The 26,571-nt window shown below is 52.0% G+C and carries 21 protein-coding genes; 14 read left to right on the top strand and 7 right to left on the bottom strand.

The genetic code is table 11. From position 1 onward, the window contains the following. Positions 1-47: 47 nt before the first annotated feature. The 7 genes from fhuA to hrpB all read right to left on the bottom strand — a co-directional run bounded on the left by fhuA (position 48) and on the right by hrpB (position 13,031). Positions 48-2,297 (bottom strand): ferrichrome porin FhuA, encoded by a 2,250-nt coding sequence (fhuA, locus tag NMD08_RS21240; RefSeq protein WP_151224577.1) that lies wholly within the window; start codon positions 2,295-2,297, stop codon positions 48-50. Positions 2,298-2,515: 218 nt separating this feature from the next. Next, positions 2,516-3,532, bottom strand: a complete 1,017-nt coding sequence (locus NMD08_RS21245) for a fimbrial protein (RefSeq protein ID WP_278238242.1) — start codon at positions 3,530-3,532, stop codon at positions 2,516-2,518. 14 nt (positions 3,533-3,546) lie between these two features. Further along, a complete protein-coding gene (locus NMD08_RS21250; RefSeq protein WP_370618985.1) occupies positions 3,547-6,030 on the bottom strand; it encodes a fimbria/pilus outer membrane usher protein in 2,484 nt (827 codons plus the stop codon). 31 nt (positions 6,031-6,061) lie between these two features. Beyond that, a complete protein-coding gene (locus tag NMD08_RS21255) occupies positions 6,062-6,775 on the bottom strand; it encodes a molecular chaperone (protein WP_370618987.1) in 714 nt (237 codons plus the stop codon). Between the two features lie 51 nt (positions 6,776-6,826). After that, complete coding sequence (locus NMD08_RS21260) at positions 6,827-7,369, bottom strand: fimbrial protein (RefSeq protein WP_151216777.1); 543 nt, start codon at positions 7,367-7,369, stop codon at positions 6,827-6,829. Between the two features lie 603 nt (positions 7,370-7,972). Beyond that, the gene (mrcB, locus tag NMD08_RS21265) at positions 7,973-10,522 is read right to left on the bottom strand and encodes a bifunctional glycosyl transferase/transpeptidase (protein WP_370618989.1); all 2,550 of its coding nucleotides are present in this window, start codon (positions 10,520-10,522) and stop codon (positions 7,973-7,975) included. Positions 10,523-10,601: 79 nt separating this feature from the next. Continuing rightward, positions 10,602-13,031, bottom strand: a complete 2,430-nt coding sequence (gene hrpB / locus NMD08_RS21270) for an ATP-dependent helicase HrpB (protein WP_370618991.1) — start codon at positions 13,029-13,031, stop codon at positions 10,602-10,604. A gap of 73 nt (positions 13,032-13,104) precedes the next feature. On the opposite strand from hrpB, the gene thpR reads away from it, so the two are divergent. The 14 genes from thpR (at position 13,105) to NMD08_RS21340 (ending at position 26,536) form a co-directional block, all read left to right on the top strand. Further along, a complete protein-coding gene (gene thpR, locus NMD08_RS21275) occupies positions 13,105-13,635 on the top strand; it encodes an RNA 2',3'-cyclic phosphodiesterase (RefSeq protein WP_187253746.1) in 531 nt (176 codons plus the stop codon). Positions 13,636-13,650: 15 nt separating this feature from the next. Continuing rightward, on the top strand, positions 13,651-14,355 hold the full coding sequence (gene sfsA / locus NMD08_RS21280) for a DNA/RNA nuclease SfsA (RefSeq protein WP_151216775.1): 705 nt from the start codon (positions 13,651-13,653) through the stop codon (positions 14,353-14,355). Between the two features lie 176 nt (positions 14,356-14,531). Then, positions 14,532-14,987, top strand: a complete 456-nt coding sequence (dksA, locus tag NMD08_RS21285) for an RNA polymerase-binding protein DksA (protein WP_003018625.1) — start codon at positions 14,532-14,534, stop codon at positions 14,985-14,987. A gap of 69 nt (positions 14,988-15,056) precedes the next feature. Next, the gene (gene gluQRS / locus NMD08_RS21290; RefSeq protein ID WP_370618993.1) at positions 15,057-15,953 is read left to right on the top strand and encodes a tRNA glutamyl-Q(34) synthetase GluQRS; all 897 of its coding nucleotides are present in this window, start codon (positions 15,057-15,059) and stop codon (positions 15,951-15,953) included. A 71-nt stretch (positions 15,954-16,024) separates the two neighbouring features. Next, complete coding sequence (gene pcnB / locus NMD08_RS21295; protein WP_210904658.1) at positions 16,025-17,419, top strand: polynucleotide adenylyltransferase PcnB; 1,395 nt, start codon at positions 16,025-16,027, stop codon at positions 17,417-17,419. Beyond that, a complete protein-coding gene (gene folK / locus NMD08_RS21300; RefSeq protein WP_210904452.1) occupies positions 17,416-17,895 on the top strand; it encodes a 2-amino-4-hydroxy-6-hydroxymethyldihydropteridine diphosphokinase in 480 nt (159 codons plus the stop codon). Before pcnB ends, folK begins: the two co-directional genes overlap by 4 nt. A gap of 570 nt (positions 17,896-18,465) precedes the next feature. Beyond that, complete coding sequence (locus NMD08_RS21305) at positions 18,466-19,056, top strand: fimbrial protein (protein ID WP_370618995.1); 591 nt, start codon at positions 18,466-18,468, stop codon at positions 19,054-19,056. Positions 19,057-19,458: 402 nt separating this feature from the next. Next, positions 19,459-20,046 carry a fimbrial protein gene (locus NMD08_RS21310; RefSeq protein ID WP_187259086.1) on the top strand — a complete coding sequence of 196 codons (588 nt, stop codon included), beginning with the start codon at positions 19,459-19,461 and terminating at the stop codon, positions 20,044-20,046. A gap of 70 nt (positions 20,047-20,116) precedes the next feature. Continuing rightward, a complete protein-coding gene (locus NMD08_RS21315) occupies positions 20,117-20,860 on the top strand; it encodes a fimbrial chaperone (RefSeq protein WP_187259087.1) in 744 nt (247 codons plus the stop codon). A gap of 21 nt (positions 20,861-20,881) precedes the next feature. Then, entirely contained in the window at positions 20,882-23,482 is a 2,601-nt protein-coding gene (locus tag NMD08_RS21320) for an outer membrane usher protein (RefSeq protein WP_370618997.1), read from the top strand. A 13-nt stretch (positions 23,483-23,495) separates the two neighbouring features. Beyond that, a complete protein-coding gene (locus tag NMD08_RS21325; protein WP_370618999.1) occupies positions 23,496-24,071 on the top strand; it encodes a fimbrial protein in 576 nt (191 codons plus the stop codon). A gap of 16 nt (positions 24,072-24,087) precedes the next feature. Beyond that, complete coding sequence (locus NMD08_RS21330) at positions 24,088-24,678, top strand: fimbrial protein (RefSeq protein WP_247604920.1); 591 nt, start codon at positions 24,088-24,090, stop codon at positions 24,676-24,678. 6 nt (positions 24,679-24,684) lie between these two features. Continuing rightward, positions 24,685-25,260 (top strand): fimbrial-like protein, encoded by a 576-nt coding sequence (locus NMD08_RS21335; RefSeq protein WP_370619002.1) that lies wholly within the window; start codon positions 24,685-24,687, stop codon positions 25,258-25,260. A 10-nt stretch (positions 25,261-25,270) separates the two neighbouring features. Further along, the gene (locus NMD08_RS21340; protein ID WP_370619004.1) at positions 25,271-26,536 is read left to right on the top strand and encodes a fimbrial protein; all 1,266 of its coding nucleotides are present in this window, start codon (positions 25,271-25,273) and stop codon (positions 26,534-26,536) included. Positions 26,537-26,571 lie beyond the last annotated feature (35 nt).

Here is a 26,571-nt window from a genome sequence, read left to right on the forward strand (position 1 = left end):
AGCAGCCAACTTGTAAAACGGGCACGCAAAGCGTGCCCAAAAAGAAATTAGAAACGGAAGGTTGCGGTTGCAACGACCTGACGTTCTGCGCCCCAGAAGCAGCCATAGGTATTGAAACAGCTGGCGACGTATTCGCGGTCAAACAGGTTGTTCACATGCAACGCCACGTTGGAGCCCGCCATGCCGACACGAGCCAGATCATAACGAACTAACGCATCCACCAGCGTGTAGCTCCCTACTTTAAAGGAGTTTGCCGGATCGCCATAGCTGGAGCCAGTATAACGAACGCCCGTACCCAACGTCAGCCCGGAAAGCGCACCGTCATAAAGGGTATAATCGCCCCACAGCGATGCCATGTGTTTTGGCACCTGCGCAGGCGTATTGCCTTTGTAGTTGGTGTCGGTGGTGTATTCCGCATCGGTATAGGTATAAGAGCCGACAACGTTAACACTGGCAGACAGCGCCGCTTTCGCTTCAATTTCCACTCCGCGAGAACGAATTTCACCGCCTTCCACTGACCAGAACGATCCGTTCGGATCGGCCATCAGATTGTTGGTTTTGGTCAACTGATAGACAGCACCGGTGATCACGATTGGACGATCGTTCGGCACGTACTTCACGCCAGCTTCGTACTGCTTACCTTTGGACGGCGCAAAGATATTACCGCTTGCCCCCGTCTGGGAAGCCGGTTCAAACGACTCGCTGTAGCTGAAATACGGGGTTACGCCGTTGTCGAACAGATAGTTAACCCCACCGCGCCAGGTGAATTGCTTATCATCGCGGGAATCCGTTACGCCAGAAACACGGTTCAGAGAGTCCTGTTTAGCCCAGTCGTAACGGCCGCCCAGAGTAACCAGCACCTTATCCCATTGCGCCTGATCCTGGACATACAAGCCGGTCTGCTTCTGTTTGTTCAGCACTTTGTAAGGACCTGAAGGGCCTGGGTGTGAGCCAAAATCGAAGTCGCTACGGTCGAGGTTATAGATATCGGACGGCGCAACAGAACCCGCATAGCCAAACCAGGAGTTGATATCATTACGCATACGCATAAAGTCAACGCCGGTCAGCAGCGTGTGATCCACATCAGCAGTCGCGAACTTGCTTTGCAACTGGGTATCGACGGAGAAGTTCTGCAATTTCTCATTGTCGATAACATACTGACGAGTCAGCGTGTGATTCCAGTCGGCCTGAGGAACACTGGCGCAAGGACTGTTAGCCGGATCCTTGGTATAGAGTGGATCGGAGCACATACCGTAGCCATACACGCTGTTCTGCGAGACTTTATTTTGCGCGTAACGCAGGTTCTGACGCACGGTAAAGGTGTCGTTAAATTCGTGGTCGAAGCTGTAGCCCACCATCTTCTCGTTACGAGAATAGGTATTGTTGTTCGCACCTTCGTTGAAATCGGTAGGCAGACGCTTGCCGTTCGGCAGCTCAGTCACCGTCCCTTCTTTCGGCAACCAACCGTAATAACCGGTTTCCGGCTCGTTCTGGAAGTAGGAAAGGAAGGTGAAGTTTGTCTTATCGTCCGGACGCCATGAGAAAGATGGCGCGATGGCATAGCGTTGTTCTTCTGCGCCCTGTTGCTGGGCATTCGCGGAACGCGCCAGGCCAGTTAAGCGGTAAGAGTATACGCCGTCATCATCCAGCGCATCGCTGAAATCAAAACCGGTTTGGAACAGGCTGTCAGTGCCCATCTTGAACTGAATTTCTTTCAACGGCTCTGTGGTCGGGCGTTTGCTGACCATGTTCAACAAACCGCCTGGGTTACTTTTTCCGTAGAGAACGGAAACCGGACCGCGCATCACTTCGGCACGCTCCAACATATACGGGTCGATCACGGCATCATTGTAGAAATTGCCCTGCATTTTCAGGCCATTCAGATAGTTATTCTGACTTTGGCCATCAGCAGCGAAGCCACGGATGATCAGGTAATCATACGTATTCGATGCGCCACGAGTACCCACTGCCACACCAGGTGTGTAGCTGAGCGCCTCTTTAACTGATTTCGGCTGATGCAACGCCATCTCTTCGGCGGTGACCACTGAAATAGACTGAGGAACTTTTTGAATCGGTGTGTCGGTTTTGGTCGCCGTCGCTGACTGACGAGCAGCAATCGTCGCCGCGGGGCCCCATGCGCTTTCTTGTACGGCAGGTGCTGCGGTGACAGTGATGGTTTCTTCTTTCGGTTGAACCGCCGCCTGTGCATAGACAGACATGCCGCTAACCGCTGTGGCTACCACGACTGCGATTTTACGCAGCGATGAGTTTGGCTTAGCAGTTTTAAAACGCGCCATTGGTGTTTCTCTGATGAAAGTGAATGATAACGTAAACGAGAATTATTATTATAACGATGGGAATAATAGGCCAAAATTTGATGCGATAGCAAGCAATACAGCCCCCTACCAAAACTAAGGGCTCAAGAAATAACCAGATGAAAATAAAGGGTTAATAAAATAAGCTGGAATGTTGAGTCAAAGAAAACCCCCGGTTTCAGGGCAAGCAGAGGCTGGCTTTAGCGATAATACACTTCAAAGGTTGCCACTGCGCTGACCTGCCCTCCCTTCACAGTTCCGGTTTTGGCATAACGCGCTTTCAGCGGAATCGTGACAGACTGATCCTGCGTAGTCTGCGCAACCGCCGTGTAGTTTTGATCAAACCGAAGAACATTATCGTGGCTATCCAGAATTTGAATACCCACCCCGCTGGCGGCATTGTCACCATTAGCAATATTCAAAATAGTGCCGTCCGTCACACCGGTTGAGCCTGCAGAAGTAAACTGATAGTCAACTTGAATCCCGGCATCACAATTATTTAACTGGATTTTAAAACGATCGTCCGAAACGACTTTTGAGACATTATTCGTAAACTCCCCAGCGGTAATATCATTTAATGGCACCGTAATATTTTTTTCTGTTAGCTCGCAGGTTTGTGATTGTACAAAAACGCTTATATCGGAAAAACGCAGTTTCCCCATCACCAGATTGTCATATTTCCAGTCTGCATAAAACTGTGGGGTATGCACAACGCCACCGCCAGAATAAACGGTACCGGTTACCACAAACTGAATAATGGCATGAAGCTTTATGGGATAGTAACCATCTGATTTACGTACTTTTGAACTGCCCATATGCCAGAGGCTAATTAATGCCCCCTCATTTAATGTTGCGTTAGTATTATTCGCCCAGGCAGCGCGAAAACCAATCCCCGGAATATTCGTTGCATAAACACCTTTAAGCGGATTGTCCGGTCTGGCATCATCTGGCATTAAACCATTATTGTATCCTTGATAAATATCGCCGTCGGCATCACATGTCACCGCAATCGAAGCGCTTGTGGCTTCTGCCGTGTAAATAATAGTTCCTGGCGGTGCATCACTATTCACAATCAATTGAGGAATGGTAAAATTCACCTCCGCTGGATTTCCTCCACCATCAGAAAAATAACACGAGGCCAATACTGCTGGTGACAACCAAAAGGATAAAAATGCTATTAAAATTAGCATCCTGCATCTTATTTTTTGTGAGTTCATTCGCTAGCCTTCCGTTATTGGCAATTCACTGTAGCCGTAAGAATTCCTGCGCCTACGTTCTCCGGCACGCTCACGCGGCCCGAACATTTGGTCTGTGCGGTATTTCCCCATTGCGCCTCAAAACGTTGCGTTCCTTTGAGCCCTGTGACATACGCTTCACCATCATCGCCGACGATTGATGTCGTCCCGTCCATACTCACCACTGCGCCAAACGGCACCACGCCCTGGCCATGCCGCAGCGTCAGCAAGGCCCGTTTCCCCGAACGAGCACTAAAGTGAGCCGCCACCACCGCGCCTTTCGTGGGAACCACATCCACAGAAGCATCCTGAATATCCAGATCGTCACGCCCCACGGTATTCACAGTGACAGTATTACGCCGATAGTTAGTTAAATTCGGCACGATCGCATTACCCCAGCGATCGGTGTATATCCCCTGCGCATTCTGTATTTTAACGTGGTCACCATCGGCGATATGCACCAGGGCGAAGGCATCCTGAATTGACTGCCCGAGCGTAATCCCCTGCGAATGCGCCACCACAGATCCTTGCGCGCTATAGCCCCACTGCTTGCTATTTTTCTGGTAGCTGTAATTGGCGCTGAACTCACCCGCCGAAGCCCGATAGCGTGACGAGAGATACGCCCCATAGCCCACGTTGTTATCCGTGTAGGTTTGCTGGAGGTTGTAATTTAAATTGTTGTTTTCCAGCAATGTACCGCTTACGCCAACCTGATGTGACGTGTTGCCTGTTTTCGAACTCGTCAGGTTATACGTGCCCCAGGCATTCGGCAGCCAACGCGAAAGCGGGACGTTAATCGATACTGAAAACTGCTGGTCGTTATCCGTCGACGGCGTTTTGGTAAGGCTGTAATTCAGCGACCAGTTCACGCCCTGCCAGCTGCTGCTGTAGCCCATGCTGACGCTGCGCTCATGGCCTTGCATTCCCCAGTAGTCCTGCTGATAAGCGTTGGCATACACCGATCCCCAGCTCTGTAACGACTGCGACACGTTCAGTTGCATGCGGCTGCGACGGTTGTAGCTGTCGCGGTAGCTGTAGATGCTGTCGTCGTCATAGCGACTATTTCGCTGGTCGAGTGCCTCCTGAAAGGTATAAAACCCGGACGTGGAGTAACGATAGCTGGCTAACGTGACCGTGGTATCGGTCAGCGGAAAATCTTTGGCGTACTGCACGCGCCACGACTGGCCGCTGGTATCAGAGCGACTGTCGTCAAAAGCCGTTTTGGCCATGGTTAAATCCATCGACAGCGAGCCCAAATGATGTAAATCCGCCCCGATACCGACCAGCCCGGCATGGTACATTGACGCGCCCTGCACACCGCCGTAAGCGGTAATGCCATACGGCAAGCCGTAAATTAGCGTTGCCTGACCAAATTCTGGTTTCTCATGGCTATCCGTATCGCGATATTTCCCCATAGCCAGGCTGTATTTCAACGCGCCATCACGCTGCATGATCGGCACCGAGGAGCTCGCCTGAATAAAGCTCCTTTCCGTGCCATCGGCTTCCGTCACAGTGACTTCCAGATCCGCCCCTGCCGTCACCTGCGCTAAATCACGGATTTCAAATGGGCCCGGTGAAACGTTTGTCTGGTAAACGGTGTAACCATTTTGCTTAACGGTCACTTTGGCATCGCTGTTGGCGATGCCACGAACGACCGGCGCAAATCCCTGCAACCCGCTGGGCAGCATGCTGGTATCCGTTTCCAGCTTCATACCCGTCATTTGCACGCTGTCGAACAGTTCACCATTGGTAGCGGTTTGCCCAAACTGAAGCTGGCTGCGTAAGCGCTTGATATCACGGGAAAGCGTCGTACTAATGGATTGCCAGCCATCATCATTTCCCCAGTTACTGGCGTTACGCAAACGCCAGGGGCCGATATTCATTCCAGAATTGAAGCTCGCCCAGTTGGATACATTGCTGTCGCCGTTCAATTGTTGATGCGTCCCCGAGACATAGTAGCTCGTCCACAGCGCCGGAATGCCGTCATCCCAGGAAGCGGGGTTGCTTTCCCCCGACATTTGCCGGTCACGGTATATCTGAGGGATGCGTAATTGCAGTACCTGGGTCTCCGGGTTGAAGTCATAGCGTGCATCGGCGCTATACTCACCGATATCGCTCAGCAGCGTATTATCATCAATATTCTTTAATGTCGGTATGGCATCCACTTTCACACCGAGCTCGCGCCATTCTGCTTTGGTCAGTTGTGGAATCAGTTTTTTATTATCTTTTGAAAGAAGGTAATTTATATTTCGCTTATCAATTCGGTCCTGATCCCAGACAATCGATGTTAAATAACGCCCGGGTGATAACCCGTTATGCTGTAAATAAGATTCAAGCGCCCCCGTATTTTCCAATGGTGTTCCCGTTTCCAGAACATCGAGATTAAAATAATCCTCGGCATAGACTGCACCACTCATCGTAAATAAAGCCAATGTCAGCGAATTGAGGGCCAGTATCCGAACAGTATGATCAGAAGCCATAAATACCACCCGTGATAAATCAATAGTTGATTTACAGCGACTGTTTGTGCTGCCCGGTTTCTGAACCGAAATCATTAATTGCAGTCCAGACCACATCCCCTTTCACCGATGATGATAAAGGGAAACGCTGCTCGCCAAACGGCGCGACCATCATCGTTAATGCAGAAGGAGTTTGCTGACCTGCGGCCGGTTTAATCTCTTTTCCTGCGACAGTGAGTCGGCCAAAAGTGACGTAAAATGGCGTAGGATTCTTCACGATAAGCTGGTTTTGGCTGCGACTAAACTGCAGTGACTGCCAGGCGGTTTTAGCCTCGCTCTCTTTCAACGATACCGGGCGGTAGAACAACTTTAATTTGGTTTTAATGGCAAATTGCAGTGTATTATTATCACGCAATGCTTCAGGAATCGCGGAAACGGATTTAACATTTGCCATATACAATGATTCACGATCCTGAGGGACAGAAGATTGACTGCCGGTATAAACGACATGCAACAATGTCTGATGATTTTCATCGAGTTTATAAATTGGCGGAGTAATAATAAAGGGGGCTTTGCTGTCATCAATATTACTCACCCAACTATGCACGAGGTAGCGCTTATCATTATCCTTATTTTTCAGCGCAACCTGAACTTCCGCCTGATTAGCAGGATAAATAACGCGAGTCCCCCCCAATACAACACCAGCATGGGCAAGATTAATCCCGATAGTTAAAATAGCGGTTAATGCGATAATAAATCGTTTCATATTTCCATTCCATTGAAATACTGGCCCAGCCTGGGCCAGGTTAGACAGGTACTAACGGTAAAGCAGGGTGTAAGTAGCTTGTGCCGAGTAATCACCGGCGGTCGGCGCAGTGCTACCAACCTGAATCACTTCAGCCTTATAGTTAAATATTACGTTCCCAACGTTGGCCTTATTTAGCGCGACATCCGGTTCTGAACCATCAAATTTCACATAATTACTGCTCCCTTCAGGCAGCATACGAACCCCGACATTCTTTGCCTCTCCTCCAGGCTGCAATACTTCCTCGTTGTATCCGGGGATGCTTGCCCCATCAAACTTGATATTGAGGTTTTGAACCGCCTCATCACAACCCGTGATGGTGATGGCAAAAGATTGCGAATCGCCAACTTTCTTATCTGCGCCAAACGCAGTTTTTGACAACTGATTAAAGGTAACCGTCCCCTCTCCTCCAGCGCCATTGACATCGACTACGCAAGAGTCAGGGACAATCTTCCCGGTAAAAGTAATGCTTCCCGTATCAACAGCTAACGCTGGGGCCACAATCCCTGCCAACATACCGCCCATGAACAAGTCGGTGAGAATTTTTTTGCACATAACGCATTCCTTACATATGCTCATAAAAATCAACATTAAAATAAATGGATTGCATCAAAGGAAATACAGAGTCTGGCTGAAAATGATGATGAGCAATATATTCCCATGAATATTATACAAACATCAGATCTATCAACATCAAAATATTCCCTTTGATGATTTATCATACGAGGATAAACGAATAAAAGCGAATAGCCTTCCCACACACAGTGAAATAATATAACAATCAACACATTGATTAAATTAAGAATATCCCCATAAATTATTTATACTTAATTCAACATTAAGAAGATAAAAATACATACACCAAAAGAATACTTTAGATGGATTTAATTATTTTCATTATGGAATTCACTGTAAAATGCAACCAGAAAACGAAAACAAAAAAAATTTAACGTTTAATTGTCACAGAAATAAATACAAAAAAATTATTGTTTATGATTGGCACATAATAATCGAATCGATTTTCAATGCTATTTGCTTTAAAAACTGGAGGTTAGTCAGGAAGCGGCGTAAAAACAGGGATGTCAAACAGGGGGAAATCCCCACATCAGCACGCATTGGCATCATGCTGATATGGGGGAAAGTACAACGGTAGCGAGATTAATTCCCGCCAAACATATCCTTAATCCAGCCCGCTACGCCATCACTGTCTTTCTTCTCTTGCTGCGGTGGCTGCTGTTGCTGCTGTTGCTGTTGCTGTTGCTGCTGCGGTTGAGAAGATTGATCGAACGGATTTCCGGTCGGCTGCTGCATCATTTCACCCTGCTGACACAGTGAATCAGGATCGGTAGTCCAGACCGGCAGCGTGCGCATACCGCCGCTACACACGAAGTTACCATCGTAGTCCACGCCCATATCCACCACATCTTCCGGCGGCGTCAGCACCAGCGGCGTTGGCGTTTGGTTAGCCAAATAACGCTGATAAATCGACATTGCACCGCTGGCACCGTACAGCTTGGTTGGCTGGTTGTTATCACGTCCCACCCAGGTGATGGTCACCTGGCTGCCGTCGATCCCGGCAAACCAGGTATCCACGTTGTTGTTAGTGGTCCCGGTTTTCCCTGCCAGATGCAAGCCTGGATATTTCGCGCCAAGCTGACGACCCGTACCACGCTGAACCACCTGCTGCATGGTCCACAGCGTCATATACGCCGCCTGTGCTGGCACGGCGCGCTCGGCCTGCGGGAAGCTCTGATACAGCACGGTGCCATCTTCAGCAATCACCGAACGCAACGCCGACAACGGCGCGCGGTTGCCGCCGCTGGCGATAGTCTGGAACGCCTGCGCCACTTCGATCGGCGTCAGGTTCAACGCCCCGAGCAGCATGGCCGGAACCGGGTGGAGCTGATCCTTCGGCACACCCAGTTTAATCCAGGTATCAGTCACAGCAGGCAAGCCCAGCGCCATCCCCAGATTTACCGTCGGTACGTTCATGGAGCGGGTTAACGCATCCACCAGCATCACTTTTCCGCTTTCGCTATAGCGACGATCATCGTTCTGTGGCGACCAGACCTGTCCGTTCGGCTGACGCAGCGCAATCGGCGCATCAGCAATCCAGGTATTCAGGCGATACAGTTTCGGCTGACTGAGCGCGGTCAGATAAGTCGCTGGCTTTGCCAGAGAACCAATCGAACGACGCGCCTGCATCGCACGGTTATAGCCCGCAAACTGCGGTTCTGCTCCACCAACCATGGCACGCACTTCGCCACTGAAGCGGTCAACCACTACAATCGCGGTTTCCAGATCGCTCAGCTTACGCTGTTTCTTCAGCACCGGAATGCCTTCCACCGCCGCTTTTTCCGCAGCGTCCTGCGCCACGGAATCAAAGGTGGTGAAAATCTTCACGCCGGAGAGATCTTTAACTTTATCGCCCAGCTTCGCCTGGAGCTCCTGACGCACCATCTGCATAAAGGCTGGCTGCGGCGAGATCACTCCACCACGCGGCTGTACGCCTAACGGACGCGCGCTCAGCATGTCATACAGATCCTGGTCGATAATCTGCTGCTGTTGCAGCAAACGTAGCACCAGGTTACGACGCTCCAGCGCCAGCTTCGGGTTACGCCATGGGTTATAGATTGACGCCCCTTTAACCATCCCCACCAGCAACGCCTGCTGGTCGAGGCTCAGTTCTTCCACCGGACGACCGAAATAATAGAGGCTCGCCAGCGGGAAGCCGCGAATTTCATTATCGCCGCTTTGACCGAGATAGACTTCGTTCATGTACAGCTCAAGAATGCGATCTTTGCTGTAACGCGCATCCATCAGCAGCGCCATGTAAGCTTCGTTGGCCTTACGCCAGTAAGAACGTTCGCTGGACAGGAACAGGTTCTTCACGAGCTGCTGAGTCAGCGTACTCGCCCCCTGCACTGTGCGACCGGCCGTCAGGTTGGCCAGCACCGCACGACCAATCGAGTAGAGGCTGACGCCATCATGCTCATAGAAGTGACGGTCTTCGGTTGCCAGTAGTGTATCGACCAGCAGATCCGGGAATCCACTGCGCGGGACAAACAAGCGCTGCTCGCCATTAGGTGAAGAGAGCATGGTAATCAGGCGTGGATCGAGACGGAAGAAACCGAACTGGCGGTTGTTATCCATATTCTCGATGGTGTCCAGATGATCACCGTCAAAGGTCAGACGCGCGCGCACCTGCCCTTCTTTACTGTCCGGGAAGTCAAACGGACGACGAATCATCTCAATGCTTTTCGCCTGCACGGTGAATTCGCCTGGACGCGTCATCTTCGTTACCTGACGGTACTGCGTGGCTTCCAGCAACTTCACCATTTCGTTCTTGCCGATCGGCATTTCTGGCTCAAGGTTAACCATGCGACCATATACTGCAGCAGGAAGCTGCCAGACTTTACCGTCTATACGGCTACGGATTTTTTGGTCCAGATACACGCCGTAAATGGCGATCAGCACCAAAAAAACAATCGACAGTTTTACCAGCAGCCAGAACCAGCCGCGTTTACCACGAGGCTTACGCCCTTTGCCTTTACCCTTACGCGGCATCGGTTCTTCATCCTCATAGTCATCATCATCATAATCGTCGTCATACTCTTCATCTCTGAGTTGACGACGGCTCACCTTTTGTTTCACCGGACGCGAGGGTTTCCCTTTACGTCCAATTGGCTCGCGGTCATTCCCCGCCATGCTTTTTCTCCGCAACATTCAGGCGCAAAGGCCGATTCTCAGTTCTTCCGCCCTGCGACAGAAGAAGAAATCTCTCAAATTATGAATACTTTTTGGTGCGCCGCGTTGGCGCGGTATTCGCCGGATCGTCCGGCCAGACATGTTTGGGATAACGCCCTTTCATCTCTTTTTGCACCTCGCGGTACGATCCCTGCCAGAACGCGCTTAGATCGCTCGTCACCTGTAGCGGTCTTTGGGCCGGAGACAACAGCTCCAGCACCAGCGGCACGCGTCCCTGGGCGATAGTCGGAGTGTTTGCTTCACCAAACATTTCCTGCATCCGAACGGCCAATACAGGAGGATTATCCTCATGATAGCGAATGGCAATCCGGCTTCCCGTTGGCACAGTGTAATGCGCTGGCAGTTCACTATCCAGACGTTGCAGCATTGACCAGTCCAGCAAACCTCGCAATGCCTGACCCACATTGAGTGCTTTTAACGCTCGTAAAGAGTGCACACCGCTCATGTGTGGCAGCAGCCAACGCTCCAGCGTCTTCAACAGAGAATCCTCATCTACCGCGGGCCAGTCGTACTCCGGCAACCAGATTGCCGCACATTGCAAACGCAGCCGAAACTGCTCGGCCTCCGGTGTCCAGTTGAGCACACTTAGCCCTTTATCGCGAATACCATTCAGCATCGCCTGATGCAACTCCTCTTCCGAGGGCTTGGCCAGTGGCTGCACTTTTAGCGTCAACTGGCCTATCCGCGTACGGCGCAGTGCTTTTAACGTTCCCTGGGCTTCATCCCATTCGATGGTGTCGGACTGTTGCAGCAGTTCAGGACACCTCTGCATCAACACTTCAATATCCAGCGGCAAGGCCAGTAAAATACGCGCATCTGGTGACGCGCTGCCTTGCAATAACAACGGCGCAATCAACCATTCATGGCGTCCAAGAGCGTCATCGGCATCCAGCATTGCCCCCATGCCGTTGGCCAGTTGATAGCGTCCTTCTTGTCCACGTCGACGCGCGATCCGATCGGCAAACGCCTGCGCCAGCAACGAGGGGAGCAGCGCGCTGTCTGGCTGCCCGCTGCGAACGTTAAGCCGTTTCAGTAATTGTTGACTACGCTGCTGCCAGACGGGCTGATTTCGTGAAAATACAACAGCCAAATCGCTACTGCCACCGCGCGGCGGCTCTTCCAGAATTGCTGCCAGTTTTGCCGCCGATGCCGCTTCATCGTCACTGTTGGTGCTAACCAGCATAGCCGCTAAACGGGGATCGTTACCCAACGCCGCCATTTTTTGCCCCGTGACGCTGAGTCTGTCGCCCTCAAGCGCGCCCAGCATCTGCAACAGCCGTTTTGCTGCCTGCAGGTTGATAGCTGGCGGCGTATCCAGCCAGTTCAACTGCGCAGGATCGGTGCATCCCCATTGCAGCAGTTCCATCAACAGTCCGGACAGATCGCTCTGTAATATCTCGGGTTCTCCCTGCGCCGCCGCTCTTTCGGCCTGCTCTTTGGCAAGCAGATGCAGACAGATACCGGGCTCCAGACGACCTGCACGCCCGGCTCGCTGGGTCATCGATGCCTGGCTAATGCGCTGGGTAATCAACCGCGTTAAACCGGTGCGCGCGTCATAGCGCGCCACTCGCTCCTGGGCGCAGTCGACCACCAACCGGATGCCTTCAATCGTTAAGCTGGTTTCGGCAATATTGGTCGCCAGCACCACTTTGCGCTTACCTTGCGGCGCGGGCAAAATCGCCTGACGCTGCTCGGCAAGCGTCAATGCGCCGTACAGTGGACATAGCAGCACATCACTGCCCACACGTGATGTCAGCTGTTCCTGCACGCGCAGGATTTCCCCCACGCCCGGTAAAAACAGCAGCAGCGACCCGCTTTCATGGCGCAAGAATTCTGCCGCAGCTATCGCTACCGCTTCATCAAAACGCAGGTGTGCCGCCAACGGCTGATACCGCCGTTCAACAGGAAATGCCCGGCCTTCAGAGACAATCGTCGGCGCATCGGGTAACATCTGCTGCAAACGCCCATTATCCAGAGTGGCGGACATGATCAACAGCTTCAGGTCGTCGCGCAGCCCTTGCTGCACATCCAGTAACAGCGCCAGCGCCAGGTCAGCTTGCAAACTCCGCTCGTGAAATTCGTCGAGGATCACCAGCCCAACGCCCGACAACTCAGGATCGCGCTGGATCATGCGCGTCAGGACACCTTCCGTCACCACCTCAAGGCGGGTCTGCGGCCCTACGCAACTTTGCGCACGCATCCGGTAGCCGACAGTCTCACCAGGCTTTTCATTCAGCAATTCCGCTAATCGTTGCGCCACATTACGCGCAGCCAGACGCCGAGGCTCCAGCAAAATAATGCGCCCCTTGATGCCGCGGTGCTCAAGAAGTCGCAACGGCAGCCAGGTCGATTTCCCGGCACCAGTCGGCGCCGTCAGCAAAACCTGCAACGAGGCATCAAGGGCGGTAAGCAGTTCAGGCACTACGGCGGCAACGGGCAACGACGTCACAAATGGCTCCAGAGGGTTAACATTCTTCGCGCTGCATTGTAGCATCGCGTTAATTCATAACCGAGTATCCATCATGACTGAGCCAAAAAGGCTGTTCTTTGCGATTGAATTGCCAGGCGAGGTTCGGGAGCAGCTCATCCACTGGCGGGCCGCGCAGTTTCCCGCTGAAGCGGGTCGTCCCGTCGCCGCTGATAATCTGCATCTGACGCTGGCCTTTTTAGGCGACGTCAGCGCGGAGAAACAGCAGGCGCTGTCACAGCTTGCCGGACGTATTCGCCAGCCGGGTTTTACCCTCAAACTTGATGATGCCGGACAATGGCTGCGCTCGCGGGTTGTGTGGCTGGGAATGCGTCAGCCGCCGCGCGGCCTGCTGCAACTGGCGAATATGCTGCGGGCGCAGGCCGCACGAAGCGGGTGCTACCAAAGCCCACAGCCGTTTCATCCACATATCACACTGCTGCGCGATGCGGGTCATGCGGTATCTCTCCCCGCACCTGGCTTTGGCTGGTCATTTCCGGTCACGGAGTTTGCGCTGTATTCCTCTTCACTATCGCGGGGACGCACGCGTTACACGCCACTGCAACGCTGGATGCTGACTGAATAATCAAAGGGACTGTTCATGCAATTTTCTCCACCTTTACAACCTGCCACGCTCATCCTGCGCTATAAGCGTTTTTTAGCGGATGTGATTACACCGGATGGCACAGCGCTAACATTACACTGCCCCAATACGGGAGCGATGACCGGATGTGCAACGCCGGGTGACACAGTCTGGTATTCGACATCAGAAAATACTAAACGGAAATATCCCCATACCTGGGAATTAACACAAACGCAAAAGGGCGCTTTTATTTGTGTTAACACGCTGTGGGCCAACAAATTAACGAAAGAAGCTATTGAGAATGAGCTCATTTCAGAAGTTTCAGGCTACAGCACCTTGAAAAGTGAAGTAAAATACGGCACCGAAGGGAGTCGCATCGACTTTTTGTTACAGGCGGATTCCCGACCTGACTGCTATATTGAAGTGAAATCAGTCACGTTGGCGGAAAAAGATCAGGGTTATTTTCCCGATGCCATTACTGAACGAGGTCAGAAACATCTTCGGGAATTGATGAGCGTAGCGGCTGAAGGCAAGCGTGCCGTGATATTTTTTGCGGTGTTGCATTCAGCCATTACACGGTTTTCACCCGCGCGTCATATCGATGCTAAATATGCGCAATTATTAGTTGAAGCACAGCTTAAGGGGGTAGAAATTCTGGTTTATAAAGCGGAACTTTCTGCCCATGGTATGACTCTTAAAGAGCCATTGCCCATTACCTTGTAATGGTGTAAACATTTGGTTAATTAGTATTCTGGGCGCGTGGGCAAATACGCTTTTCCTCACAGGGTTGTCAAGTGTTACGTTTAGATAATTGCTATCCGGAAAAGCATCTGCTATTTATAGCGACCTGATTTTTCCCCGAACATGGGGATCGATAGTGCGTGTTAAGGAGAAGCAACATGCAAGAAGGGCAAAACCGTAAAACATCGTCCCTGAGTATTCTCGCCATCGCTGGGGTGGAGCCGTACCAGGAGAAACCGGGCGAAGAGTATATGAACGAAGCCCAGCTGTCGCACTTCAGGCGTATTCTTGAGGCATGGCGTAATCAACTTAGGGATGAAGTTGATCGCACCGTATCTCATATGCAAGACGAAGCGGCTAACTTCCCTGATCCGGTGGACCGTGCCGCGCAGGAAGAAGAATTCAGCCTTGAGCTGCGTAACCGTGATCGTGAGCGCAAACTGATCAAAAAGATCGAGAAGACGCTGAAGAAAGTAGAAGATGAAGATTTCGGCTACTGCGAATCATGCGGCGTAGAAATTGGTATTCGCCGTCTGGAAGCGCGTCCAACAGCCGATCTGTGCATCGACTGTAAAACGCTGGCAGAAATCCGCGAAAAACAAATGGCAGGTTAATTCCGGCCATTTTACCACGTTGACTACAGGCGGGAGCTTCTCCCGCCTTATTATTTGTTAGCCCGCAAAATGAGCGATTCACACTATACTGGCCGCTTCGCCCCTTCCCCCTCTGGCGAGCTACATTTCGGTTCACTGATTGCCGCCCTCGGGAGCTACCTGCAGGCGCGGGCTCATCGCGGAATCTGGCGCGTACGTATTGAAGATATTGACCCCCCTCGTGAAGTTCCCGGTGCTGCAGACACAATTCTGCGTCAGCTGGAACATTACGGACTGCACTGGGACGGCGACATTTTATGGCAATCCCAACGTCATGATGCCTACCGCGAGGCGCTCGCCTGGCTGCAACAGCAGGATCTGAGCTATTACTGCACCTGCACGCGCGCGCGTATTCAAAGCGTCGGCGGTATATACGACGGTCACTGCCGCGAGCGACGTCATGGACCAGAACAGGCAGCAGTACGCATTAAGCAGCGCCGCCCGGTACTGCAGTTTACCGACCAACTGCGCGGTATGATTCAGGCTGACCCGCAACTCGCAAGGGAAGATTTTATCATCCATCGGCGTGACGGGCTGTTTGCCTATAATCTCGCGGTGGTGGTGGACGATCACTTCCAGGGCGTGACGGAGATTGTGCGCGGTGCCGATCTTATCGAACCAACGGTACGGCAGATTTCGTTGTATCAACAGTTCGGCTGGCAAGCACCAGACTATATTCATCTGCCACTGGCGCTCAATGAACAAGGCGCTAAACTTTCCAAGCAGAATCATGCGCCTGCACTGCCCAATGGCGATCCGCGCCCGGTACTGATTGATGCATTACGCTTTTTGGGGCAGCCCAGTTATAACGACTGGCGGGATATGTCAGTGGCACAACTCCTGCAATTTGCCGTGGCTAACTGGGATCTCACCAGGGTACCAGAACAGGTAAGCATAAATCCGGCATTCTCAAATGCCTCATGCTGAGCTATGATTAGCCGCGATTTTTACACAGCAACACTTGTCTTTACTGAAGTTTGACACTACCGAGGTGCACTATTTTTACCCGAGTCGCTAATTTTTGCCGCAAGGTGCTAAGCCGCGAGGAGCGCGAGGCCGAGCTTGCCGTCGCCCGTCCACATATGACGGTAATCCCGCGTGAGCAGCACTCTATCTCCCGCAAAGATATCAGTGAAAATGCCCTGAAGGTAATGTACAGGCTCAATAAGGCCGGATACGAGGCATGGCTGGTAGGCGGTGGCGTACGTGATCTTTTGCTGGGCAAAAAGCCGAAAGATTTTGATGTCACCACCAATGCAACGCCGGATCAGGTGCGAAAACTGTTTCGTAACTGTCGCCTGGTTGGGCGTCGATTCCGTCTGGCCCATGTCATGTTTGGCCCGGAAATTATCGAAGTCGCGACCTTTCGTGGACACCATGAAGGCAGCGAGTCCGATCGCACAACGTCACAACGCGGGCAAAACGGTATGCTGCTGCGCGACAACATCTTCGGCTCCATCGAGGAAGATGCTCAGCGTCGCGACTTCACGATTAACAGCCTGTATTACAGCGTGGCCGATTTCACCGTACGTGATTACGTCGGAGGCATGCAGGATCTCGAAGATGGCGTCATCCGCCTGATCGGTAATCCAGAAACGCGCTATCGTGAAGATCCTGTACGTATGCTGCGTGCCGTACGCTTTGCCGCCAAGCTCGACATGCGCATCAGCCCGGAAACCGCAGAACCGATCCCGCGTCTGGCAACGCTGCTTAACGATATTCCTCCCGCGCGCTTGTTTGAAGAAGCGCTCAAGCTGTTACAGGCGGGCTATGGGTATGAAACCTATAAAAAACTGCGTGAGTACAGCCTGTTCCAGCCGTTGTTCCCAACTATTACGCGCTATTTCACCGAAGACGGCGACAGCCCGATGGAGCGCATCATCGCCCAGGTGCTGAAGAATACCGATAACCGCATCAACAATGATATGCGCGTTAACCCGGCGTTCCTGTTCGCCGCCATGTTCTGGTATCCGTTACTGGAAGCCGCGCAGAAAATCGCGCAGGAGAGCGGTCTGGCCTACTACGACGCTTTCGCGCTGGCGATGAACGACGTACTGGACGAAGCCTGCCGCTCGCTGGCTATTCCTAAGCGCCTGACCTCGTTGACCCGCGATATCTGGCAGCTACAACTACGTATGTCCCGCCGTCAGGGCAAACGCGCCTGGAAGCTGATGGAGCATCCAAAATTCCGCGCTGCCTACGACCTATTGGCCCTGCGCGCCGAAGTGGAACACAACGCAGAGCTGCAGCGTCTGGCGCAGTGGTGGAGTGAATTCCAGGTTTCCGCGCCGCCGGAACAAAAAGGCATGCTGAATGAACTCGACGAAGAACCAGAGCGCCGTCGACATCGTCGCCCGCGTAAACGTGCCCCGCGTCGTGAAGGTTCTTCGTGACCCTCGTTTATATTGCGCTCGGCAGTAATTTAGCCTCACCTCTGGAGCAGGTTAATGCTGCCGTGCAAGCGATAGGCGATATTCCCGACAGCCGCATCGTCGCAGTTTCCTCGTTTTACCGTACACCGCCGTTAGGCCCACAGGATCAGCCAGACTACCTGAACGCCGCCGTGGCGCTGGAAACGACTCTCGCGCCCGAAGAACTGCTTAATCACACCCAACGCATTGAGCTACAGCAGGGACGCGTGCGTAAAGCCGAACGCTGGGGGCCGCGTACGCTGGACCTTGATATAATGCTGTTTGGTGATGAAGTGATGAATACCGACCGTCTGACCGTGCCACATTATGACATGAAGAACCGTGGATTTATGCTGTGGCCACTGTTTGAAATAGCCCCTGAATTACGCTTCCCCGATGACAACCAGCCGCTGGCTATCTGCCTGCGTCACGTGTCACCCTGCCCCGAACGCTGGTAATATTGCGCTTATAAAGCAGGCACGAATCATTCAGTTTGCGTCACAACACGTGCCTGAGTTTTGAGTAGATGACGAGTTTCACCATATAATCTATCGAGAAATATTAAATCAATCTACCGAAACGCCTTTTATAATAGCTGAAATTTTAACCCACATCTCCTTATACTTTCTAACAAAACAATTCAAAAATTCTAAATAACGCAATTACATCATTAAAACAAATAATATACCGACACTCCTCTAATACTTAATAACCATTTCGACATGTATTAAAACCACCTCAAAACGAATAAAAAAACAAAAAAACGCTCATTTCATTCAAAAAATTAATCAAAACCTATGGTTTAGCGTAAAAAAGACATATCAATGACATCTTCTTCAAGACAAAGAAGATAAAGTAAAAAAATAATATTCAATTTATGAATGATAAAACTTTTTAAATTCAACTCATGGATTTTACAAAGTAACCACATTCAGGTTTAATTCACACGAATTAATTTCATATAACCCATATTTTATTTACCAGATAAAAAATTACGCCACATATTAACTTTATATAAGGATATTCTTGTGAAGAAAAAAATCATCGCACTATCGGTTGCTTTCTCCGCTGCCCTGCTCTCCTCCTCTGCACTTGCAGCATTAGACGGCGGTCAGGTCGACTTCGCTGGTCTGGTCAGTGACAACACTTGTACGCCGCACGTAAACGGCGGCAGCCAGGACGGCCAGGTGCAGCTGAAAACCGCCAAAACTGCTGATATCACTGCCAACACCGGCGTAGCAGACACCACTCCGGGTGTTATGCCTGAGAAGTTCTACATCACCGTAGACTGCGGCGCTACCACGACGAATACCAAAGCCAACCTCAGCATGGCCTCCACGTTCTTCAGCAACGCCAACGGCACGCTGAACAACGATGATGCCATCATCAGCCCGGCCAGCGGCGTTAACCTGGCAATTCATATGGTCGATTCGTCTGGCGCTGCCGTGGCGTACAAACAGGTGAAAGTCAACAACCCTGCTGATACTCACCAGGTGTCGTTCAAAAGCGGCATCGCCACCTTTAACTTTGTGGCGTCCTACGTCAGACAGGCCAGCGCAGTTCCTGTAACGCCGGGTTACGTGAAATCGAACACTGCCTATACTCTGACCTACGAGTAAAGGCCCGGTTCTGGAGCTATCGGCAGTAATGGGATAGCTCCTCGTTTCCCTGCTACCGCATAATAAGCACATAGCAGGCGGATGCGGTTTTATCCTGCCGCAACAATAGACAGCGAAAATAATAAAAAGCACAAACAAAATAATTTCATATAATCAATGGTGTAAACAGCAAGATTGCGAAAAATGGCCCCCAAATAATAATGCATAATTATCCAAAGTGTCATAAAGGATAAAAACACCGAGGCTTTATATCGCATATATATGAGGCAATAAACAAGAATCATCACCCTGATTAATAATTTAAAATAAAATCATCCAAATGTTATATTTTTATATTTCATTGACGCTCCATATAATGAGCGCTGCTTTACATGAAATTATTTTTAACAAGGATATTTCTACATGAAATTAAAGTTAATAGCTTTATCGCTGGTGCTGTCTGCAGCGTCAACCACAACGGCATTTGCAGCATTAGACGGTGGTCAGGTCGACTTCGCCGGTCTGGTGAGTGACAACACCTGTACGCCGCACGTAAACGGCGGCAGCCAGGACGGCCAGGTACAGCTGAAAACCGCCAAAACTGCTGATATCACTGCCAACACCGGCGTAGCAGACACCACACCGGGCGTTATGCCTGAGAAGTTCTACATCACCGTAGACTGCGGCGCTACCACGACGAATACCAAAGCCAACATCAGCATGGCCTCCACGTTCTTCAGCAACGCCAACGGCACGCTGAACAACGATGATGCCATCATCAGCCCGGCCAGCGGCGTTAACCTGGCAATTCATATGGTCGATTCGTCTGGCGCTGCCGTGGCGTACAAACAGGTGAAAGTCAACAACCCTGCTGATACTCACCAGGTGTCGTTCAAAAGCGGCATCGCCACCTTTAACTTTGTGGTGTCCTACGTCAGACAAGCCAGCGCAGTTCCTGTAACGCCAGGCTACGTGAAATCGAACACCGCCTATACGGTTACTTATGAGTAATCGTTAACGCTTTATAAGGGAATAAAGGATTCCATTATTCCCTTTTAATCAAAAACATGGAGGAATAATAATGACTAGGATGCGTCGTTCTACTCTTATTACATTATCTCTACTCGCCACCACCTCGGCTATTAACCCGGCGAGGGCCGATATTATTCTGTCAGGCACCCGAATCGTTTACAACGAAGCCCAAAAAGACACCACTATTCGGCTGGAAAATAAAGGTTCGCGCCCGGCATTAACGCAAAGCTGGCTGGATGACGGCAATCAAAACGCCGACCCAAGCACGATTAATCTTCCTTTCAACGCCACGCCGCCGGTGTCGCGCATTGAAGCGGGCCGCGGGCAGACAGTGAAAATCACCTTTACCGGCGGACGCGCATTACCGAAAGATCGGGAAAGTATCTATTGGTTTAACGTCCTTGAAGTGCCGCCCAAAATGAAAGACGAAGACGTTAACGAAAAAAATCTTCTGCAGCTGGCATTCCGTACGCGAATTAAAATGTTCTACCGCCCTGGCGGGCTGGACGGCAACGCCTCGGAAGCACCGCATAAATTACAGTGGCGCCTGCAGCAAAAAGCGGGCAAGCCCGTACTGCACGTCACCAATCCCACTGGCTATTTTGTTTCGTTTAATAAAGTAGAAACCAACGTGAATGGCCGAAAATACGTTGCTTCGTCATCCATGGTCGCACCGAAAACCGAAGCGGACTTTGCGATCCCTGGCTTAACCAGCATGCCGGGTAAAGCCAGTGTCAATTATATGGCCATTAACGATTTTGGCGGTGCCATCAACGGTAAAGCCGATCTTTAAATTTAGCTTCTGGACACCTTGATGAATATGTCGTCAAACAAGTTCTCTGTGTCGCTGTTGGCCCGCGTGATTATGTTCGCTGTTTATTCGGCTTGCCCCTTCGCATGGGCCGAAAATGAAAACGTCGAATTTGACAGTTCATTTCTCATGGGGCCCGGCTCTAACAGCGTCGACCTTAGCCGCTACACCAACGGCAACGCCATTGCTGCCGGGATCTATGACGTCAGCGGCTATGTCAATAACACGCTGGTCACCACGCTAAAACTTGAATTTATTGACGCCAAGAACGGCAAAACCGAAGCCTGTATCACGCCTAAAATACTCAGCCAGTTGCACGTCCGCCTGCCCGACGATATGCCGGAAGATGCCATATGGCTCAAGCGCGACGATCGCGCGAACAGCTGCCTTAAGCTGTCGCGTGCCATTGACCAGTCAAGCGTTCACTTTGATGGCGGCGACCAGCGCCTGGATATCGGCGTGCCGCAAATGTGGGTGCAGAAAGGTTTTGCCAACAGCGTTGACCCTTCGTTATGGGACGATGGTATCCCGGCCGCCATGCTGTCGTATAACCTCAATGCCTGGAAAAACCAAAACAATGAAGGTACCGATGACAGCGTATACGCTGGCTTTAATGGCGGGGTCAACCTTGGCGCATGGCATTTTCGCGCTCAGGGCAACTACACCTGGCAGAAAGAGGGCGACAGCCGCATTGAGTACCAAAACCGGTACGTCCAGAGGGACATTGCTTTTCTGCGTTCGCAGCTCATTCTCGGCGAGTCTGGCACCAGCGGTGAAACCTTCGACACGGTGAATATTCGCGGCGCGCGCCTATACAGCGAGTCGCAAATGCTGCCGCCACAGCTTGCCAGCTTCGCGCCGACCATACGCGGCGTCGCCAAAAGCAACGCCCGCGTTTCCATCACCCAGAACGGCTATAAAATTTACGAAACCACCGTCCCGCCTGGTCCATTTGTCATTGACGATCTTTCACCGTCCGGCTACGGCGCGGATTTAGAAGTCACCATCACCGAGGCCGATGGCACGAAACATACCTTCAGCCAGCCGTTCTCATCGCTGGTGCAAATGATGCACCCTGGCGTCGGCCGTTGGGATGTCAGCATAGGCGAAGTCAATGACGACAGTCTGAGAGATAAACCCGGCCTGGCGCAGGGAACGTTCTATTACGGCTTCAACAGCACGTTTACCGGTTATAGCGGCATTCAGGCAACAGATAACGGCTATCTCGCCGGGCTGCTCGGCCTGGGGATGAATACCTCGGCGGGCGCCATCTCCTTTGACGTGACGCAATCTCAAGCCAGGATCCCGGAGGATCAAACCTACTCCGGCCAGAGCTATCGCGTATCGTGGAACAAATTTTTCACACCGACCGATACTTCACTGAATATCGCGGCCTACCGCTACTCCACGAAAGAGTACCTGGGGCTGAAAGATGCGCTGACGTTGATTGATGATGCGAACCACAGTAGTGGCGATAGAGTCCGCAACATGAATAGCTACGCGCGGATGAAAAACCAGTTCACCATCAGTCTTAACCAAACCCTGCAAAGCGGCGACGAGACCTATGGCTCCATATACCTTACCGGCAGCTGGTCTGATTATTGGGTCACCAATGATTCACGCAGTAGCTTCTCGGCAGGCTACAGCAACAACTGGGGCTGGGCCAGCTATAGCGTGAGCCTGCAGCGCACCTACGATGAAGATAATAACCGCGACGACTCGGTGTATCTCAGTCTGACCATTCCACTGGATAAATTACTGGGTAGAGAAACCAGCGGCGGTGGTTTCCACACTTTAAACAGCAGCGTAAACAGCGATTTTAACGGCAGCAACCAGTTCAACACCAGCGCCAGCGGCTACAGTGCCGACAACCGCTGGAACTACAGTGTCAGCACCGCCTATGACATGCGCAAAGAGGATAAAAACCTCTCCACCGTCAGCTCTTACGTCAGCTATGACTCTGGGTATGGCAGCCTGGCCGCGTCCGCCTCTGCCAGCAACGATAGCTCGCGTCAATATTCCCTTAACACCGACGGCGGCTTTATTTTGCACCGTGGTGGCCTGACCTTCAGCAACCAGAGTTTTGGTGATAGCGATACGCTGGTGCTGATAGAAGCGCCTGGCGCCAAAGGGGCGCGAATTGACTATGGCAACAGTACGGTTGACCGCTTTGGCTACGGCGTGGGCAGTTCGCTGACCCCGTACCGGGAAAATATGGTCTCGCTGGATATTGACCAGTTGGAAAATGACGTCGAACTGAAAAGCACCATCTCGACGGTGATTCCACGCCGTGGCGCGGTGGTACTGAGTCGATTTGAGACCGACCAGGGCCGCGCAGCCATTATTAACCTCGTACGCAGCGACCATAAACCGGTTCCGTTCACCGCCGAAGTTTACGACGAGAAAAAGACACTATTAGGCACCGTAGGCCAGGGCAGCCAGGCCTTTGTACGCGGCATTGGCGACAGCGGCGATCTGATGGTGCGCTGGACGCTCAAAAACCAATCCCAAAGCTGCCGCCTGCACTACCGGGTGACGCAGCAAGATGAGCAGAATAGCGGCAAAACGCTCGTGTTCAATGCCGTTCCCTGCATAATGCAGTAGATTACGAGGAAAGATGATGAAAATACGCCGCGTAATCTCCGCGTTGAGCCTCACCGGCCTGCTGTTTTCCCCGGCCTGTTTTGCAGGCAAACAGGGGTTGAGCGTCGACTTTACCGCCGTGATAGCGGAAACCACCTGCAGCATGAAAGTCAGCAGCGTGACGAACACCACGGTCAGCGGCAATGACCCGCAATATTCGCTTAAGATACCCGCCATGGCGCTGACGGCAGTGGTTAATACCACAGCACAGGCCGAAGGCAGCTTCAAACTTCTGCCGCAAGAGTGCAATAACAATATTACCACGCTGAAAATGACCATATGGTCAGCCGACCGAATGTCCAACAGCGACTACAAGCTGCAAAACAGCCTGAGTGGCGGCGCAGAAAACATTGCGCTTGGCTTTAAGCCCAAAGGCAGCGATGACGGCGCACTTTTCCGCCTGGATGGTTCACAAGAAGTGTTATGGCGCGCCGACCAGATAGAGAACGGCTTTGATATCAGCGCCTTTTTCCGTCGTAGCAGTACATCAATCGCCCCCACCAGCGGGGATTTTCAGGCCAAGGCGACGTTTACGTTTACCTATGAATAGCAATGAGGCTACGTTGATGCGATCTCTCTTCTCACTCTGCGGTGCGCTCCCGGCCCTGCTGATCGCCTTTCCTGGGTTTGCGGGCATCAACGCGCTGGAGATGACGGTGTCCACCACCTTCCTCCAGCCAACCTGCGAAACAACGATCACCGACAGCAGCGGTACGGTGAACTCGGTGGTCAATATCGGCGATATTTATCTTCCGCAGGTGGTGAATAAAACCAATTTCCGCACCTTTTATTTGGCCTTCAAAAACTGCTCCGGGCTGGTGAAGAATCAGGCCTCAGTCACCCTGACACCCAGAACCGGTTGCGATGGTCTTTCCGGCAGCGGCAACGGATTTCGTAACGCGCTCAACGGTAGCGACGATGCCGCTGGCGTCTCGGCGGAAGTGTGGACCACCGCCTCACCGGGCAGCAGCGGCAGCGTACAACTGCAGTGCAACAACCCGGTTAAACAAGCAGTTAATGTCACTGATGCGCACGACGACAATATCGTCAAGTGGCCGCTCAGCGCCCGCATCGTAATAGCCAATGGCAACACTATCGCCGATATACACACCGGGGGATTCTCCACCCAGGGCCTGTTCACCGTCACCTATGAGTAAAACGCCATGAGCACACTATTGGGCCGCACGCTGGCGATTGGCCTGTTGTTATTCACCTCTCTCGCCCACGCCGATAACGAGGTGGAAATCAGAGCCAATATTCTGAACACCAGCTGCGAAATCTCCCTGGATAACAATGGGCTGGTGGCATTAGGCACCAAAGATATCGACTATTTCGCGCGCGGCATTACACCGGAAGACCCCTACCAGGGGGGCGCTACGTTCTACGTCCGCGTGAAAAACTGTATGCCGGTCAGCGGGAAAGAGCCGTCGAAAATCACCCTCAACTTTTCGCCGCTTTCCGGGCGTTTCGCCACCGGGTCAACGCAAATTTTCCCCAACGACGCCACACCGGGCGCACAAAACGTGGGCGTGGTGATCTTCTCCACTCAGGACCCCAGTCATATCGTCAACGTGATGGCTCCCGACGGCACGCCACGCAGCCAGTATGACGTGACCGCCGCCACCTATCAGGACAGTCTGTACACTTTCTATGCCAGGATGCAGAAAGTGGTCTCTGCGCAGTCGATTACCGGCGGCCCGGTCAAAAGCAGCGTGCTGATTTCCGTTTATTATGAATAAGGAATTGAACATGATAAGGACATTATTCGGCCCACTCAGCGGGAAAGGCGTTACCGCCCTCCTGTTCGCCAGCCTGCTGTCTGGCGTCAGCACAGATAGCCAGGCGAAAAAAACCTATGTGTTGGGCGAGAAGCAAAGCGTCAGTTACCAGGTCGGCAACGGTCCCTCAAAAGATGGTACGATTAATACCACCTATGATGCCGCCCCCACGGTGGTATTTAGCCGTAACGCCACCCTGGCCCCGGCCAACGTGGCGTTGAAATGGGACAACAGCCACGGTTCAGGAAAAAGCTCCGAAAGTGCGTACTGCACCCAGTCAAACAAGGGCTCGGGAAATGGATTTTCGATAGACTCCGCTTTTGTAAGCGCTGGCAGCTATAACGGGGTGGAAATCTTTAAAACCAATATCCAGGGGCTCTATTTCTCGGTCAATATACATAATATGAGCGCCGCAGGAGAATTTACGTTTAGCGTCGATAGTCTGAATATTCGTAGCGGCTATCAGAGTCAGGCGCTGATCCCTGTCCCCACGGATTCAACCTGGTGCGACAGAACCAATACCGGAAATACAGTGGAATACTCCACCCGAGGCGGCGTCGGTTTTTACAGCACGCTCACCTTTTACACCGACCAGACCTATACCCCTGGCGCAAGCTCTATAGAACTGCTAAAAACGAACAGCTATCACTTTCGTATCTGGAATGACAACCCCGGCGCAGGTATAGCCTCAAAATCCATCCTTGTCACTTACGATATCAGCAAAATCAAAATCAGCGAACCCACCTGCTCGGCAATACCGGTCGCCAGTGGCGCCAGCGTCAAAAACAACGTTGTCGACATGGGGCGCTATAACCCGCGCGATATTCTCACAGGCGCAACACCAGTGCCTTTCGCTATTCAGCTCGCAGGCTGCAGAGGGCTCAACAATATTAACGTCACGCTCGCCTCAAGCGCTGTGGCTAGAGACCGTAGCCTGCTCGCCAATGCGTTAGCCAACGATCGAGCCGACGGCGTGGGAGTGCAAATCAGCGGCGCGGCAAATAACTACAGCCCGCAGACCATTCTGGTGCCAAATGACGAGAACTCGGTGTATCGCGATCGGCACGATACCACCGGTGAAAACAACATCTATGATGGCACGGTTGTGGGTAATGAGCCGGGCGTAGCGCAATCTCAAACCCTCAATTTCCTGGCAACGCTGAAGCAAGACAGTAATCAGCCCATTTCCGCGGGTAATTTCAAAGCCACCGGTATCTTCACGATGGACTACAACTAATGCTCACTCCCGGCTGTCTATGGCCGGGAGATCTC

The sequence above is a fragment of the Citrobacter meridianamericanus genome, from assembly GCF_041320245.1.
GTDB lineage: Bacteria > Pseudomonadota > Gammaproteobacteria > Enterobacterales > Enterobacteriaceae > Citrobacter > Citrobacter meridianamericanus.